General features: G+C 65.9%; 14 protein-coding genes. 10 read left to right on the top strand and 4 right to left on the bottom strand.

What is annotated here, in order from left to right:
- Positions 1 to 39: 39 nt before the first annotated feature.
- The 5 genes from greB to IP65_RS12460 are packed head-to-tail and all read left to right on the top strand — an operon-like array spanning position 40 to position 2,069.
- Positions 40 to 528, top strand: a complete 489-nt coding sequence (greB, locus tag IP65_RS12480) for a transcription elongation factor GreB (protein ID WP_022675979.1) — start codon at positions 40 to 42, stop codon at positions 526 to 528.
- Entirely contained in the window at positions 525 to 1,181 is a 657-nt protein-coding gene (locus tag IP65_RS12475; protein WP_022675980.1) for a histidine phosphatase family protein, read from the top strand. Before greB ends, IP65_RS12475 begins: the two co-directional genes overlap by 4 nt.
- On the top strand, positions 1,181 to 1,381 hold the full coding sequence (locus IP65_RS12470) for a DUF4169 family protein (RefSeq protein WP_022675981.1): 201 nt from the start codon (positions 1,181 to 1,183) through the stop codon (positions 1,379 to 1,381). Before IP65_RS12475 ends, IP65_RS12470 begins: the two co-directional genes overlap by 1 nt.
- Entirely contained in the window at positions 1,381 to 1,584 is a 204-nt protein-coding gene (locus tag IP65_RS12465) for a hypothetical protein (protein WP_022675982.1), read from the top strand. Before IP65_RS12470 ends, IP65_RS12465 begins: the two co-directional genes overlap by 1 nt.
- Entirely contained in the window at positions 1,560 to 2,069 is a 510-nt protein-coding gene (locus tag IP65_RS12460) for a hypothetical protein (protein ID WP_022675983.1), read from the top strand. Before IP65_RS12465 ends, IP65_RS12460 begins: the two co-directional genes overlap by 25 nt.
- 55 nt (positions 2,070 to 2,124) lie before the next feature.
- Here the strand turns inward: IP65_RS12460 and IP65_RS12455 are convergent, their stop codons facing one another.
- Complete coding sequence (locus tag IP65_RS12455; protein WP_022675984.1) at positions 2,125 to 2,802, bottom strand: outer membrane protein; 678 nt, start codon at positions 2,800 to 2,802, stop codon at positions 2,125 to 2,127.
- Between the two features lie 200 nt (positions 2,803 to 3,002).
- Between IP65_RS12455 and IP65_RS12450 the strand changes: the two genes are divergently transcribed.
- Positions 3,003 to 3,722, top strand: coding sequence for a 2OG-Fe(II) oxygenase family protein (locus tag IP65_RS12450; protein WP_022675985.1), 720 nt, complete (start codon positions 3,003 to 3,005; stop codon positions 3,720 to 3,722).
- Positions 3,723 to 3,780: 58 nt separating this feature from the next.
- Positions 3,781 to 5,058, top strand: coding sequence for a 23S rRNA (adenine(2503)-C(2))-methyltransferase RlmN (gene rlmN / locus IP65_RS12445; RefSeq protein WP_022675986.1), 1,278 nt, complete (start codon positions 3,781 to 3,783; stop codon positions 5,056 to 5,058).
- 117 nt (positions 5,059 to 5,175) lie between these two features.
- On the opposite strand, the gene IP65_RS12440 is transcribed toward rlmN, so the two are convergent.
- Positions 5,176 to 6,012, bottom strand: coding sequence for a PhzF family phenazine biosynthesis protein (locus tag IP65_RS12440; protein ID WP_022675987.1), 837 nt, complete (start codon positions 6,010 to 6,012; stop codon positions 5,176 to 5,178).
- A 181-nt stretch (positions 6,013 to 6,193) separates the two neighbouring features.
- Here IP65_RS12440 and IP65_RS12435 point away from each other — a divergent pair, with 181 nt between their 5' ends.
- Together IP65_RS12435 and IP65_RS12430 are read left to right on the top strand one after the other, a co-directional pair.
- Positions 6,194 to 6,550, top strand: coding sequence for a glycine zipper 2TM domain-containing protein (locus tag IP65_RS12435; protein WP_022675988.1), 357 nt, complete (start codon positions 6,194 to 6,196; stop codon positions 6,548 to 6,550).
- Positions 6,551 to 6,671: 121 nt separating this feature from the next.
- Complete coding sequence (locus IP65_RS12430; protein ID WP_082350118.1) at positions 6,672 to 7,991, top strand: cyclopropane-fatty-acyl-phospholipid synthase family protein; 1,320 nt, start codon at positions 6,672 to 6,674, stop codon at positions 7,989 to 7,991.
- Here the strand turns inward: IP65_RS12430 and IP65_RS12425 are convergent.
- Together IP65_RS12425 and IP65_RS12420 are read right to left on the bottom strand one after the other, a co-directional pair.
- Positions 7,949 to 10,021, bottom strand: coding sequence for a S46 family peptidase (locus IP65_RS12425; RefSeq protein WP_022675990.1), 2,073 nt, complete (start codon positions 10,019 to 10,021; stop codon positions 7,949 to 7,951). The genes IP65_RS12430 and IP65_RS12425 overlap by 43 nt on opposite strands.
- Before the next feature lie 848 nt (positions 10,022 to 10,869).
- Positions 10,870 to 13,278 carry a TonB-dependent receptor gene (locus IP65_RS12420; protein ID WP_054131953.1) on the bottom strand — a complete coding sequence of 803 codons (2,409 nt, stop codon included), beginning with the start codon at positions 13,276 to 13,278 and terminating at the stop codon, positions 10,870 to 10,872.
- Between the two features lie 168 nt (positions 13,279 to 13,446).
- On the opposite strand from IP65_RS12420, the gene IP65_RS12415 reads away from it, so the two are divergent.
- Positions 13,447 to 14,190 (top strand): DUF2490 domain-containing protein, encoded by a 744-nt coding sequence (locus IP65_RS12415; RefSeq protein WP_369801290.1) that lies wholly within the window; start codon positions 13,447 to 13,449, stop codon positions 14,188 to 14,190.
- Positions 14,191 to 14,320 lie beyond the last annotated feature (130 nt).

Here is a 14,320-nt window from a genome sequence, read left to right as displayed (position 1 = left end):
GTTGCTTGTGGCGGTCACCACCCGCTAAAGGCGGGAGTGATGAAACCCGATGGCAACCCGATCACGCCGGCCGGCCTGGCTGCCCTGCGCGCGCGCTATGACCACCTGCTCGGCACGGAGCGGCCGGCGATCGTCGAGATCGTCAGTTGGGCCGCCGGCAATGGCGATCGGTCGGAAAACGGTGACTATCTCTATGGCCGCAAGCGCATGCGCGAGATCGACCGCGAACTGGCCTGGCTCGCCCGGCGGATGAAGGCGGCGCGCGTGGTCGATCCGGCGCGGCAGGACGACCAGAGCCGCGTGCTGTTCGGCGCGACCGTGGAACTGGCCGACGAAGACGACAACCGCCGCACGCTGACCCTGGTGGGCGATGATGAGCAGGACGCGTCCAAGGGCCTGATCGGCTGGAGCGCGCCGATCGCGCGGGCGCTGCGCGGGGCACGGGTGGGCGATCTGCGCGTGGTGCGGCTACCGGGTGGGGAAAAGGAATGGGAAATCATGGGTATCAGCTATCCGGTGCCGGCATGAGCGACAGCGCGCCCCTTCCACACGCCTTGCCCGGCCGCTTTTTCGTGCTGCGCCATGGCGAAACCGTGTTCAACGCCGCGCGCCGCCTGCAATCCAATGCGATGCATACCCCGCTGACGCGCCAGGGGTTTGAGCAGGCGGTAATGATGGGCCAGGCCCTGCGCGGTGCGCTAGGGGAGCGGCCCGCAGTGCGGCTGCACATTTCCGATACCGGCCGCGCCCTGCAGACCGCCTCGCTGATTGCCGAGGAACTGGGGATCGACTGGTTCGCCGCCAACCGCACGCCCGACCTGTTCGAGATCGACATGGGATCGTGGATCGGGCGCGGCTATGACGATGTGGAGGCCGAACACGGGCCGATCACGCTGGCCGATCACCTGCTACGCCCGGCGCCCGATGGCGAGGATTACCCGGCGATCGCCGCGCGGCTGCAACGCTGGATCGATGCCGTGGGCATCTCCGAGGAAACCCACATCGTGGTGATGCACGGCATTTCCAGCCGGGTGCTGCGTGGCCTGCTGGCCGGGTTGCCACCCCATCCCGATCATGGCGCGCCGATTGCGCCCTCTTTGGTGCAGGGTTCGATCGCGCTGATCGAGAACGGCCGCGAAGAGGTGTTCTTCGGCTCGTCCCGCGGCACGGAGCACGCCTGATGGCGCAGGTGATCAATCTGCGCCAGGCGCGCAAGGCCCGCGACCGCCAGGCCGCACAAGCGCAGGCTGCCGCCAACCGGGCGCGGTTTGGGCGCACCAAGGCGGAAAAGGCCGCTGATCTGGCGCGCGAGGAACAGGCCCGCCGCCAGCTCGATGGGCACCGCCTGGATCATGACGGCAAGGAACAAGGGCAAGACTGATGCGCACCACCTATGAAAGCGCCACCGTGCGGCTCTATCACCTGTCCGATGGCCCGGAAGGCGGCGCGGCGCAAACGCTGTTCTATGGCCCGCTCGACCAGGCCATGGCCCTGGCCGCGCAGCAGAGCGAGGATATCCAGGCCGACCTGTTCATCGCCACCGACAACGATGTGATCGCATGGCTCGACCTGGCCGAAGGCTGAGCGCCGCGCTCTTTGCTGCCGGCCTGGCTCTTGCGGGAGCCGGGCCTGCCGATGCGCGGGACTCGCTGGGCGTGTGGGAGGATTGGGGGGCATTTCGCGATTCCGCCGTACCGCGCTGCTATGCCATCGCCATGCCGCAACCCAGCAGCCGCCCGCGCGACGTGGTGCCCTATATGACGATCGGCACCTGGCCGCGCCGCAATGTGCGTGGCGAGGTGCATTGGCGGCTGTCGCGCCGCATTGCGCCGAACAGCAAGGTTACCGTGTCGGTGGACGGCGAAACCTTTGTGTTGATGGCCAGCGATGCGGTGGCCTGGGCGCAGGACCGCCGCATGGATGCCGCCGTGGTGGCGCGGCTGCGATCGGCGGGAACATTGACGGTCAGCGGCAAGGCCCGCGATGGCCGCACGTTCCGCGACAGCTATCGCCTGGGCGGCGCGGCTTCGGCGATGGACGCCGCCACCGTGGGTTGCGCGGGGCAATAAAGAAACGGGCCGGGGTTTCCCCCGGCCCGCCCTTGCAACAACGGTTCGGCTACGATCAGAAGCGCAGGCCGTAGGTGGCGACGATCTGGTGGCGATCGGTGTCCACGTCGAAACGGTCGCTGGTGTTGCCGTTGAAGTTGAAATTGGCGCGGCTGTAGTTCGAATAGCGATATTCGATCTTGCCGAAGGTCTTGGGGCTGAACGCATATTCCAGACCGCCGCCGACGCGATAGCCATCGGTGGTGATGCGGTAGTCTTCCGAGGTCTGGCCGTCGGTGCCCTGCAGCTTGTAGTGCATGTTGGTGTAGCCGCCCTTCACGAACAGCAGCGCCTTGGGCGAAACGGCATAACCGACGCGCGCACCGACATAGAGGTCACGCCCGGCGCTCACGCGGCCCAGGTTGAACGTGTTGGGCTCGAACGTGTTGGACCACTTGGCCGTGCTGCCGGTCGCTTCACCTTCGACACCAACAACCAGATTGGTTCCCACCGGCACGTCAAAGCCGATTTCACCACCATAGAGCAGGCCATTGATCGACTGCTTCTGGTTACGCGTGTTGTCGTTGTCCACCGAGCTGCCCGAGCGGCTCAGGTCATAGCCCAGAACGGCGCCGACACGCGGGCCGGAGAACGTACGGTTCGGAGCGTCGGGGGTGCCGGCGTCCTGCGCGAAGGCCGGAACGGAAACGGCGAGCGCCGAAACGGCGACAACGCTGGCGAGAATGGTCTTCATAATGGTTCAACTCCATTCGAACTGTTCTTTTTCTGTCGGCTGGCTGCCTGGCCTCTTGTGAGAGGTTCCAGATTGGCAACCTTGCTGCGACCCGACAGACCTGCAACGAACGGAGGGAGAGGCGATCCGGTTTCATGAACGTAGCACAACAAGAAATCTGTGACATTTGCGCCACAGCCATTCGCGGGCTAGAACGCGGCATGGCCACCCCCCTTTCCCCCGCTGTCAGCGCTGCCGCAGCCCAAGCCGCTGCCGCCGAATTTGCCGCTAATGGCCATGTCCGCGTGGAGCCGGCCCTGCCGGCGGCGGGGGCCGACGCCCTGCATCGCTGGCTGGATGGCGAGGCGCCGTTCTCGCGCGTGCTCAACCAAGGGGACAAAGTGTGGGATCTCGATCCCGCCCAGCGCGCCGCGCTCGATCCGCAGGCGCAGGTCGCGCTGCTCGACGCGGTGCACGGCCAGGCGCGCGACGGGTTCCAGTTCCTGTTCGATTCCCTGCGCGTGTCCGACGATGCCGCTGCGCGCACCGCGCGCAATTGGCCGGTGGACCGGCTGGTGTCGGCATTCAACACGCCGCCCTGGCTCGATCTGTTTCGCGCGCTGACCGGGGAACCGGCGATCTCCATGGTCGATGGCCAGGCCACGCGCTATCTGCCCGGCCATTTCCTCACCGGCCATGATGACAATGTCGCGGGAAAGAACCGCGTTGCCGCCTATGTCCTCAACCTGACGCCGCGCTGGCGGGTGGAATGGGGCGGGCTGCTGATGTTCCACGATGGCGCGGGTGACGTGCACCGCGCCCTGGCGCCACGGCACAATGCGCTGCACCTGTTCCGCGTGCCGCAAGCGCATTCGGTCTCGCTGGTGGCGCCCTTTGCCGGGGCACCGCGCCTGGCGATCACCGGGTGGTTGCGCCGCTAAACCGCAGGGTCACTCGCGCCCACTGGCGATTTTCCCATAAATGCGTATATGGCGGCGCATGAACGCCCCCACCTCGCTTCCCGTGTCCATGCCGATTCCCGGCCATGTCGATCCTGTGCCCGTGCCCCGCCCGGTTACCCCGCGCGAAGATGGCCGCACCGATCTGATCGGCCTGCCCCGCCCGCAGATTGCCGCGCTGTTCCAGGAAGCCGGCCTTGATGCCAAGGCGGCCAAGCTGCGCGCCAAGCAGGTGTTCCACTGGCTGTATCATCGCGGCGTGACCACGTTCGAGGCGATGACCGACATTGCCAAGACCATGCGCCCGTGGCTGGCCGAACGCTTTGTCATCGGCCGTCCCCAGGTGGTGGAAGCCCAGGTTTCCACCGATGGCACGCGCAAGTGGCTGCTGCGCACGGCCGATGGCCATGACTTTGAAATGGTGTTCATTCCCGACGCCGATCGCGGCACTTTGTGCGTATCGAGCCAGGTGGGCTGCACGCTCAATTGCCGGTTCTGCCACACCGGCACGATGAAGCTGGTGCGCAACCTGACGCCGGGCGAGATCGTTGGCCAAGTCATGCTGGCCCGCGATGCGCTGGGCGAATGGCCCAAGGGATCGATGGCGGGGCTGGACCTCACCGACGAGGTGGAAGAAGACGCCGACGAAGGCAGCTACACCGCCGACGGGCGACTGCTGACCAACATCGTGATGATGGGCATGGGCGAGCCGCTCTACAACTTCGACAACGTGCGCGATGCGCTCAAGCTCGTGATGGATGGCGATGGCCTGGCGCTGTCCAAGCGCCGCATCACGCTCTCCACCGCTGGCGTGGTGCCGATGATGGCCCGCGCGGGCGAGGAAATCGGCGTGAACCTGGCGGTTTCGCTCCACGCCGTGACCAAGGACGTGCGCGACGAGATCGTGCCGATCAACCGCAAGTTCGGCCTGGAAGAACTGCTCCAGGCCTGCGCCGATTACCCCGGCGCCAGCAACGCGCGGCGCATCACGTTTGAATATGTGATGCTCAAGGACCGCAACGACAGCGATGACGATGCACGCGAACTCGTGCGCCTGCTCAAGCAGTACAAGCTGCCGGCCAAGGTGAACCTGATCCCGTTCAACCCCTGGCCGGGTGCGCCCTATGAATGCTCCACCCCGGAACGGGTCAAGCGCTTTGCCGAGATCGTGTTCGAGGCCGGCATCTCCGCCCCGGTGCGCACCCCGCGCGGACGCGATATCGATGCGGCCTGTGGCCAGCTCAAGACCGCCGCCGAACGCCGCAGCCGCGCCGAGTTGGACCGCCTGGCTGCCGAGAAGCAGGCGGCTTTGGGCTGAGGCGCAGCGCAAGGTTTCACACCACCCCCAACCCCCTCCTGAAGAAGAGGGGGCTTTCTTTTACACTACTCCCCATCCTCTTTAGAGGAGGGGGTCGGGGGGGGGGTGGTGCCGGGCCTAGCGCAGCACCCCGCCCTGGCTGACCATCTCCACAGCCCCGGCCACCCACACCGCGCCATCAGCATCGCGGGTCAAGACCACGCGGCCATTGGCGCCGGTGCAGCGGCCTTGCGCGGCAACATACTGGTCCTGCGCCAGCCCTGCGGCAAAGAGGTACTGCGCGGCGGCGGCATTGAGGCTGCCGGTCACGGGATCTTCCACGATCTTGCCCTGTGGATCGGCAAAAAATGCGCGCAGTTCGAAGTCGGCAGGATCGCCCTCTTCGCAAGGACCGATCAGGCCCACGTCGGTGGGCACCGGCGCCTCGGCCACTGGCCTCGCGGAAAGGACATCGGCCGCGCTGCGCAGGCGCAGCAGGCGCCAGCCGGGGCCGTTGCAGGCATGAATGGCATCGACCACGGCATCGGCTGAAACGCCGGCCACACGGATAGCCTCGGCCCGCTCGGCCGCATCGAGTGGCCCGCCGCGCAGCAGCGGCGGCGCGCGAAACGCCAAGGTTTCGTCTTCCATCCGCACCTCGACCAGGCCCACGCCGCATTCCTGCACCAGGCGGCCAGGCGTGCGCGGCACGCCACCGGCCATCAGCCAGGCCTTGGCTGTGCCCAGCGTGGGGTGCCCGGCAAAGGGCAGTTCGCCTGCCGGATAGAAAATGCGCACGCGATAATCGGCGCCGGGAACGCTGGGCGGCAGGAGAAACGTGGTTTCGGAAAAACCCAGCCAGCGGGTCAGCGCGAGCATGGCCGGCGTATCGAGCCCGTCACCGCCGCGCACCACGGCCAGCGGGTTTCCCGAAAGCGGGCCAGAGGCGAATACATCGACGAGATCAAGCAGCATGGCGCCATGCCTATCGGGCGGGCGCGTCAGGGGCAAGCGTCGGCCGGTCGCACACCAGGCGCGGTTCATCGCGGAACGCGCAACACAACGAGACGTTCATCGGGGGTTGTGGATCGGATCGCTCAAAACCGTGTTCACCGTCACGATATTCTCGGGACCCAATAAGCAGGGAACAGTAGCTATGAAGAAGACCATCCTTGCCGCCGTGATGGCGGCCATCGTTCTCCCCGCAGCGCCCGCCATGGCCGATCCGGGTCACGGCCGTGGCCATGGCTGGGGCCGTTACGACGATCGCGGCCGCTATCGCGAACCGCGCCCGATCGGTGCCAACGAGCGCATCTGGCGCGGCCGCGATGGCCGTTACTATTGCAAGCGCAGCAATGGCACGACTGGCCTGATCATCGGTGCGGCCGGCGGCGCCCTGGTGGGCCGCGCGATCGACACGCGTGGTGACCGCACCATGGGCACCCTGCTCGGCGCCGTGGGTGGTGGCCTGCTCGGCCGCGAAATCGATCGTGGCGGCGCGCGCTGCCGCTGATCTGCATTTCCTGAAAAATCAGGATAATCAATAAAAGGCGCGGTCCGCTTGCAGGCGGGCCGCGCTTGTGCATAGTGGCCGGACACGGGACGGGACCGTCGGAGCTTTTTGAACGATGTCCATGCTTATCCTGGGTCCGGTGCTCAAGCGCCTGATCCGCCACGGTACTTTGACGGTAATTGAAGCTGATGGCCGCAGCCGCGTTTTCGGCACCAAGGAACAAGGCTGGCCCGATCTTACGCTGCGCTTGATGGACAAGAAGGTGCCGGGTTTCCTGGCGCGCAACCCCAGCCTGGGCCTGGGCGAAGCATTCATGGATGATCGCGTTCGCATCGAAGGCGGCGATATCATGGATTTCATCAGCTTCGTGCGGGCCAACAACCCATGGGAGCGTGCCGGCGATATCGACAACCCCGGCCCGCTGCGCAAGCTGTGGCTCAACATCGTCGGCCGGGTCGACCGGGTCAACGCCCGCGCCGCCTCGCGCCGCAACGTGGCGCACCACTACGATCTTGATGATCGGCTCTACGATCTGTTTCTCGACCCGCTGCGCCAGTATTCCTGCGCCTATTGGGCCGATGGCGTCACCACGCTGGAAGAAGCGCAACACGCCAAGGTTGAGCATATCGCCGCCAAGCTGGCGCTGCGCCCGGGACACCGCGTGCTCGATATCGGCTGCGGCTGGGGCGGTCTTGCCATCCAGTTGCACAAGCTGACCGGCGCGAGCGTGCATGGCATCACCCTGTCCAAGGAACAGCTCGCCTATGCCAAGGGCTGGGCCGCGCGCGAAGGCGTGGACGGGCATGTCACTTTCAGCCTGACCGACTATCGCGACGTGACCGACCACTATGATCGCATCGTCTCGGTGGGCATGTTCGAGCATGTCGGCGTGCCCAATTTCGGCGCCTATTTCCAGAAGTGCCACGATATCCTGGCCGAGGATGGCGTGATGCTGATGCACACGATCGGCCGCGTCGGCCCGCCCTCGGTCACCGATGACTTCACGCGCAAGTACATCTTCCCCGGCGGCTATATCCCGGCGATGAGCGAAACCGTTGCCGCGATCGAGCCCAACCGCCTGATGGTCACCGATGTGGAAGTGCTGCGTCGCCATTATGCGCCCACGCTGCGCGCCTGGTACGAACGCTGCGTGGCCAACAAGGACAAGATCGAGGCGCTGTTCGACGCGCGCTTCTATCGCATGTGGCTGTTCTATCTGTCAGGCGCGGCGACCGCGTTCGAGCATGCCGACATGGTCAATTTCCAGTTCCAGCTGGTGCGTCACCGCGATTCCCTGCCGCTTACCCGCGATTACATCGGCACTGAAGAGGCCAGTCTGCGCGCGCGCCGCCTGGCTGCCGCCGGCGCCGATAACGACGCCGACGGGACCAAGGTCTTTCAGTTCGATGCCAATTCGCGCACCAGCGCCGGCGCCGGATAGATCTTTTCCAGCGCCTGCTGCACGGCGGCGGTGCTGACCACCACGGTGCGGTTCACATCGCCCTGGTAGCCATAGTTGCCACCCAGCGAGTGGATGTTGCCGTCAAAGGCGGCGCCGATCACGGCGCCGTTTTTGTCCACCACGGGTGAGCCGGAATTGCCGCCGATGATATCGTTGGTGGTGACGAAATCGAACGGCGTGGCCTTGTCGATCTGGGCGGCGTGGTCGGTAAACTGCTTGGCCAGCAGGAACGGCTGCGCCCCGGTGGCGCGATCGAACGCGCCGCCCATGGTGGTCACCGGCGCCACATCGGCGCCGCGTTCCTTCCACCCGGCCACCTTGCCATAGCTGATGCGCAGGGTGAACGTGGCATCGGGATAGAGCGTGGCGCCATAGGCGGCAAAGCGCGCATCGGCGAGCTTGGCCCCGGCAGCAGCCAACGGACCCTGATACTGCGAATCCACCGCCTTTTGCAGTTCGCGCTGGCGCGGCTCAAGGCTGCGGGCATAGACGATCATCGGATCGGTGCTGGCCGCAATCGCGGCAGCGCCCCCTTCCCACAGCGCCTTGCGCACCGCCGGATCGCCCAGCTTGGTGCCGGTCACCAGCCGCGCCGAAAGGTCTTCGGGGCTTTCCTTGCCCAGCAGCAGGCGCGTGTCGGGATCATCGGCGCCCAGGTATTCGCGGGCCTTGGACAGGCTCCATTCCATTTCCAGCTGTTCCAGCCAGGGATAGATCGGCTTGGCATCGAGCACTTGCTTTTCCAGCAGCGGCAGCGCGCTGTCGGTATAGCCGGGCAAGCGCTCGCCATTGGGCTTGGCCTTTTCGATCGCGGCCTTCACCAGCGTTTCGGCATAACCATAGAGATCGCCCATCGGCTGGGTAAAGCGATAGGCGGGATAGATGTTGCGATAGGCGGCCACCGCCCCGCTCACCTGGCTCCACGGATCGCCGATCGCGGCATTGCCGGCGACCTTGGCCTTGAGCGTGGCTTCGTTGTCGGCCAGCATCTTGACGAACGCCGGGTCGTTCAGCGCCTTTTGCCGGCCGATATAGACCTTGAGCGCGTTTTCAAAGCCGAACAGGCTGTCGCCACCTTCACGCTTGCGCTGCGGGCTTTGCTCCATCGCGGTGATCAGGCGGCCGCGCAGTTCCGACAGAACGGTGTTGGTGATCGGCAGGGAGACTTCGCGCTGGAACGCGATCTGCGACATCGTGAACAGGCGCTGGGTGGAACCGGGATTGCCGACCACGAACGTTGCCTCGCCCGGCTGCGGCGCGCGCGGGCTCCACTTGAGGTGCGCGGCCACCTTCACCGGCTTGCCGTTTTCATAGGCGCGCAGGAACGCCGCATCGAGGGCATAGCGCGGATAGTTGAAGTTGTCGGGATCGCCACCAAAGAACGCCGCCTGGAATTCCGGCGCCCAGACCAGCCGCACATCGGAATACTTGCGATAGGTATAGAGCTTGTACTGCCCGCCACCGAATAGGGTGACGACCTGGCAGCGCGTGGTGGCCAGATCCTTGCAGCCGGCTTTTTCGATCTCGGCGATCTTGGCGTCGCGCGCCTTGACCAGTGCCTCGCCAGCCAAACTGCCGATCGCGCCCTTCACCGCCGCGGTCACGTCGGTGATGGCGGTGACCACTTCGGCCTGCTGGCCCGGGCACTTGCGCTCGTCCTCGCGCCGCGCGGCAACAAAGCCGTTGGCCACGAGGTCTTCCTTTTCGCTCGACAGGTTCTGCGCGCATTCCACCACGCAGTGATGGTTGGTGAGGATCAGGCCCTCGGCCGACACGAAGCTGGCCGAACAGCCGCCGGTCAGCCGCACGGCCGAGGCGCGCACGCGATCGAGCCAGGCCTGGTCGGGCGCCCAGCCATAGTCCTGCTTCATCTTCGCGGCGGGAAAGGCATCGAACGTCCACATGCCCTCGTCGGCCTGCGCCGGAGCGGCAAGGGCAAAGGGCGTGGCCAGCATGGCGCCGGCCATCATGGCCTGGCGCAGACGCGAAAGCGCGGGTGAAGACAGCATGATAGGCATCCTCTTGCAGGGCATTGCGATGCGCGCAGGGGTGCCATGGACCGCGGCGCGCCGCAAACCGAAACGAAGGCAAAGAATGGAAATCTTGGGCCACGCCAATCGGTCCGAAACCGACAGAATGCCGCAGCACGGTAAGCACTGAACCGCGCTGAACATTTTTACGGTTCTTTGCAAACCACGCCGCAACAAACGGCAATGTCGCTCGGAACCCAAACTATCGCGGGATGACTTTGCCGCCCGATTGAGGCCCAACGCTACAGGTCTTCACTTAGCAGGGGGTATAAGGGAAGCGACATTGGCATTGATGGAACAAGGCCGGATGCAGGCGGATTGGCCATAGCTCCGGAGGGTTGCCAACGGCTGGGGAAGTCGTGGCATCTGCTATCCGTCGGGCGGTGTCGCTGCCCGACCCGCCCACCCACGCGCCCGGCCACCCGGCATGGCGCGGCCGTTTCTGCCTGCTCCATCGGCAGCCATTGAACCATGCCTTGTGCCCCCTGCCTTGCGGGGATGATAGAGCCGCAAAAGTGCAATGGCGCCGGCTCTCCGGCCTCCTTAGGCCCGATGGCGTGGCGCCGTCACCTGCCTGGCCTGTCACCTGCCTGGCTTGTCGCCTGCCCAGCGTCACCTACCTGGCCCGGCGCCTGCCAGCCTCGGTAGGAGGAGCGCAGCGGCGGATCACAATGAGGTAATTGGGCAGCGGGGACGGCCCGCCCCGCGCCATCACGTCGTTCCGCGCCTCATCCGCGGCCCGGCGATGGCGCGGCCGATCAATTCCCATCCATCGGCGTCACCATCCGAACCGGCGCTGGCGCAGTCGTGCAGGGCCGCGCGTCATCTCACTGCCAGGCGCGGAACGTCACGCCCAAGGTGCGCGGGTCGCTCGGCGTGCCCAGGATCAGGCCGGAATTGCCGGCCTGGATCGTCAGGTTCTGGATATTGTTGGCCTTGAACAGGTTGCGTGCAAACACGCCCAGTTCCACGCCCGGCCCGCCATCGCGGCGGCTGCGCCAGGCCAGGCTGGCGTTGGTCAGCGCATAGCCATCGATCCAGGTATAGCGCGACAGCGAGGGATCGCCGTTATAGCTGCTGCGCCACGCGGTATCGCTGTGCAGCACCCATTCGCCCCGGGCCATGGGCAGGCGATAGTCCACGCCCAGCGTCTCGCTCCAGCGCGACAGGCCGGTCAGCGCCTTGCCGGTCAGGTTGCACGCGGTGGTCGCGGCGGTCTGCACCTCCAGCGGGCACGGCCCCTTGGGATAATCCGTATAGCGCCCATCGGCATAGGCCAGGCCCGCCGTCAGCACGAGGCCGCCCCAGTGCAGTGCGGCATCGGCCTCCACCCCCTGCACCCGCACGCGCGGAATGTTGGATAGGTAGCCGCGCAGCGCCACGGTCTGGCTGGAATCAACCACCGTCGCCTGGAAATCGCGCACTGTGGTGCGATAGGCAGCCAGGTTGAGCAGCAGGTGCCGATCCCACCACTGGCTTTTGATGCCGCCTTCCCAGGTGATGTTGCGTTCGGGCCGGATCACGGCCGTGGCCAGGACCGGCTGGTTGGCGCTGTCGAGTGGCAGGCCCGACATATTGATCCCACCCGATTTGAACCCCTGGGAATAGGCGCCATAGGCCATCACCGTATCGCTCACCTGCCAGGCCAGGTTGGCGCGTCCAGACAGGCTGGAATCGCGGGTGCTGGCGGCATAGGCCTGCGGCCGCAGCACCGACAGCTGCGCGGCGAGCAGCGCGGCGTTGGTCACCTGCGGGCCACCGAACACGCTGGTGTTGTAGCTGCCCTGCTTGTCTTCCCAGGTCTGGCGCAGGCCGCCGGTCAGCGTCAGGCGCGGCACGATCGTCCAGTTCGCCTCGGCAAAGGCGGCATAGCTGTTGACGGCAAAGCGCGTGTCGCCGCCCTGGCCATAGCCATCGAGCAGGTTGGTCGGGATCGCCGTGCCATTGCTGGTGGTCCTGCCGAGCAGCCACGGCGCACCATAGGGGCCATAGATCGAGATCGGATGCCCGGTGATGACCTGGCGGAAATAATAGAGCCCGGCCACGTAAGACAGGGCGCGCTGCCCATCAGAGGCAAGGCGCAGTTCCTGGCTCACCTGGTCCTGGCGCGAGGGGATATGCTGCGTGGTCTGGATCGGCAGCCCGGTATAGTCGCGGTCATTTGCCGCGTCCCAGTTCCAGAAGCGCCAGGCGCTGATCGCCGTCAGCGTGGCCCCGCCCAGATGCCAATCGAGCGTGGCGGCAATGCCGCCCTCGTTGGTGTTCACGCCCAGCCCGGCGTCGATGTCGGTCAGCCGGTCATAGGGGTTGGTGCTGGGCGGCGCATAGTGCGCGGCTGCCGCCAGCGCGGCGTATTGGCGTGCCGGGCTGCGCAGGCTGGTGCCGACGCGCAGATAGACCTGGGTGCAGCAGTCCCCGCCAAAGCGGGCATAATCGGCCACCACGCGCAACTGCACGCTGGCAGACGGGGTGAACAGCAACTGGCCGCGCAGCGCCTGGTTATCGACGCTGTTCTGATCAGCCCCGGTGCGCACGTTATGGATCACGCCATCGCGCCGCGTCAGCAGGCCCGAAAGGCGATAGGCCAGCACGTCATCGATCAGCGGCCCTGTGGCCATGGCTTTGGCCTGCACCAGGCGGCGTTCGCCCACGCTCACCTCTTCGCTCGCCGCCGGGGTGAACGAGGGCAGGCGCGAGGTGATGGCAATGGCGCCGGCCGTGGTGTTCTTGCCAAACAGCGTGCCTTGCGGCCCGCGCAAGACCTCCACCCGCTCCACATCGGCAAAGTCGAACGCCGCCGTGGCCGGCCGTGCATGATAGACGCCATCGACATAGAACCCCACGCCCGGCTCAAGCCCGTCATTGGCCTGGCTGACCGCCACCACGCTCGATCCCAGGCCGCGGATGGTAAAGGCGGTGTTGCGCGGGTTCGCCGAGGAATAGGTGAGCGCCGGCACCAGCGTGGTGAGCGCCTGGGTGTTCACCGCCAGCGACCGATCGAGCCACGCGCCATCGACCACGCTGAGCGCGGCTGGCACCGATTGCGCCGGTTCAGGGCGTTGGCGCGCCGTCACCACGATATCGCCGGCCGTGCGCAGGGCATCCGTGCCCGCGACCGGAACACTGGCGGCGTCGGGCGAATCAGCCCAGGCTGGGTTCGCTATGCCGAGGCTGGTTGCCAGCGCCAAGGCGCACGGCACAGCCCGCCGCCACCGGCGATCGATCACGTTTTGCATGGAATGTCTTGCCCCTGCACCAACGGCCTGCCCGGCAGACCGTCATAAAATGTCACTTCAAGCTATATTCACTGAAACATAGCATGGCGCAAGAGCGGATCGAAGCTGCGGAAATGGCAGCACAATCACCATCAAATCCGTCTATTTCACGTCAATCCTTTGTCACGAATGTGTCATCAAAACGTCATAGGGGCAGCCAACAGCCCTCAACGGACACCCTTTCCCATGCGTATCCTGCCCTCTCTCTGCAGTGCCGTTGCCCTGGCAGCAGTCCTGTTTGCCCCGGTCGCTGCGCGGGCCGATACCGATACCCAGGGATGGGGAACGCTGCTGGTCACAGCCAAGGCTGGAAAGAACTGGCGCCTGTCCAACGAAACCATCCTGCGCACCGGCAATGCGCGCGGTTTCTACGAACTCGAAAACAACTTCATGGTTGGCTACAACCTCGACAAGACGTTCACCGTCTGGCTGGGCTACACCCATGACCCCAACTACCTGCACGGCGATTTCGCGGTGATGGAGCGGCGCTTTCGCCAGCAGGTGAGCTTTGACAACTTTGCCCATCTCGGCCCGGTGCGCTTTAACGGGCGGATGCGGCTGGAACAGCGCTGGCGCGACAACATGCCCGGCACCGCGTGGCGCCTGCGCCCGTTCCTCAAGGCCAGCCTGCCCGTGGCGCAGGGCAGCAAGGTGATGATCGTGGCCAGCCACGAAAGCTTCATCGATCTCAACAAGACCGTGTTCCAGACCGTGAACGGCGAGGAGCGCATGCGCAATTTCATCGGCATCAATGCGCCGATCGCCAAGAAGCTGACGATCGAGGCCGGCTATCTCAACCAGCACGGCGTGCGCCCCGGCAAGCTCGATACCAGCGACCATGTCGCCTCGGTGGCGCTCAACATCGCGCTCTAAGCGTCTGAAAGGCCGCTGCCTCCCTCACCCCGCGCCCCGCCTGGCGGCGCGTGCGGGGCAGGCCCGCCCTGCTGTGCCGAACCGGGGGGAACGGCGCCGTGGGGCGGGCCGATCCGCGCGGGGCCAATCC

Origin of the sequence: Novosphingobium sp. AAP1, from assembly GCF_001295765.1 — a bacterium.
Classification (GTDB): Bacteria; Pseudomonadota; Alphaproteobacteria; order Sphingomonadales; family Sphingomonadaceae; genus Novosphingobium; species Novosphingobium capsulatum.
The sequence above is the reverse complement of the archived record's forward strand: the minus strand, read 5'-3'. Positions and strand labels throughout refer to the sequence as shown.

What these genes read in the sequence shown, in the direction of transcription:
- IP65_RS12420 (WP_054131953.1), bottom strand. Translation starts at nt 13,278, where the DNA reads ATGCAAAACGTGATCGATCGCCGGTGGCGGCGGGCTGTGCCGTGCGCC.
- IP65_RS12470 (WP_022675981.1), top strand. Translation starts at nt 1,181, where the DNA reads ATGGCGCAGGTGATCAATCTGCGCCAGGCGCGCAAGGCCCGCGACCGC.
- rlmN (WP_022675986.1), top strand. Translation starts at nt 3,781, where the DNA reads ATGAACGCCCCCACCTCGCTTCCCGTGTCCATGCCGATTCCCGGCCAT.
- IP65_RS12455 (WP_022675984.1), bottom strand. Translation starts at nt 2,802, where the DNA reads ATGAAGACCATTCTCGCCAGCGTTGTCGCCGTTTCGGCGCTCGCCGTT.
- IP65_RS12460 (WP_022675983.1), top strand. Translation starts at nt 1,560, where the DNA reads ATGGCTCGACCTGGCCGAAGGCTGAGCGCCGCGCTCTTTGCTGCCGGC.
- IP65_RS12425 (WP_022675990.1), bottom strand. Translation starts at nt 10,021, where the DNA reads ATGCTGTCTTCACCCGCGCTTTCGCGTCTGCGCCAGGCCATGATGGCC.
- IP65_RS12415 (WP_369801290.1), top strand. Translation starts at nt 13,447, where the DNA reads ATGTGTCATCAAAACGTCATAGGGGCAGCCAACAGCCCTCAACGGACA.
- IP65_RS12430 (WP_082350118.1), top strand. Translation starts at nt 6,672, where the DNA reads ATGCTTATCCTGGGTCCGGTGCTCAAGCGCCTGATCCGCCACGGTACT.
- IP65_RS12435 (WP_022675988.1), top strand. Translation starts at nt 6,194, where the DNA reads ATGAAGAAGACCATCCTTGCCGCCGTGATGGCGGCCATCGTTCTCCCC.
- IP65_RS12450 (WP_022675985.1), top strand. Translation starts at nt 3,003, where the DNA reads ATGGCCACCCCCCTTTCCCCCGCTGTCAGCGCTGCCGCAGCCCAAGCC.
- IP65_RS12475 (WP_022675980.1), top strand. Translation starts at nt 525, where the DNA reads ATGAGCGACAGCGCGCCCCTTCCACACGCCTTGCCCGGCCGCTTTTTC.
- greB (WP_022675979.1), top strand. Translation starts at nt 40, where the DNA reads ATGAAACCCGATGGCAACCCGATCACGCCGGCCGGCCTGGCTGCCCTG.
- IP65_RS12465 (WP_022675982.1), top strand. Translation starts at nt 1,381, where the DNA reads ATGCGCACCACCTATGAAAGCGCCACCGTGCGGCTCTATCACCTGTCC.
- IP65_RS12440 (WP_022675987.1), bottom strand. Translation starts at nt 6,012, where the DNA reads ATGCTGCTTGATCTCGTCGATGTATTCGCCTCTGGCCCGCTTTCGGGA.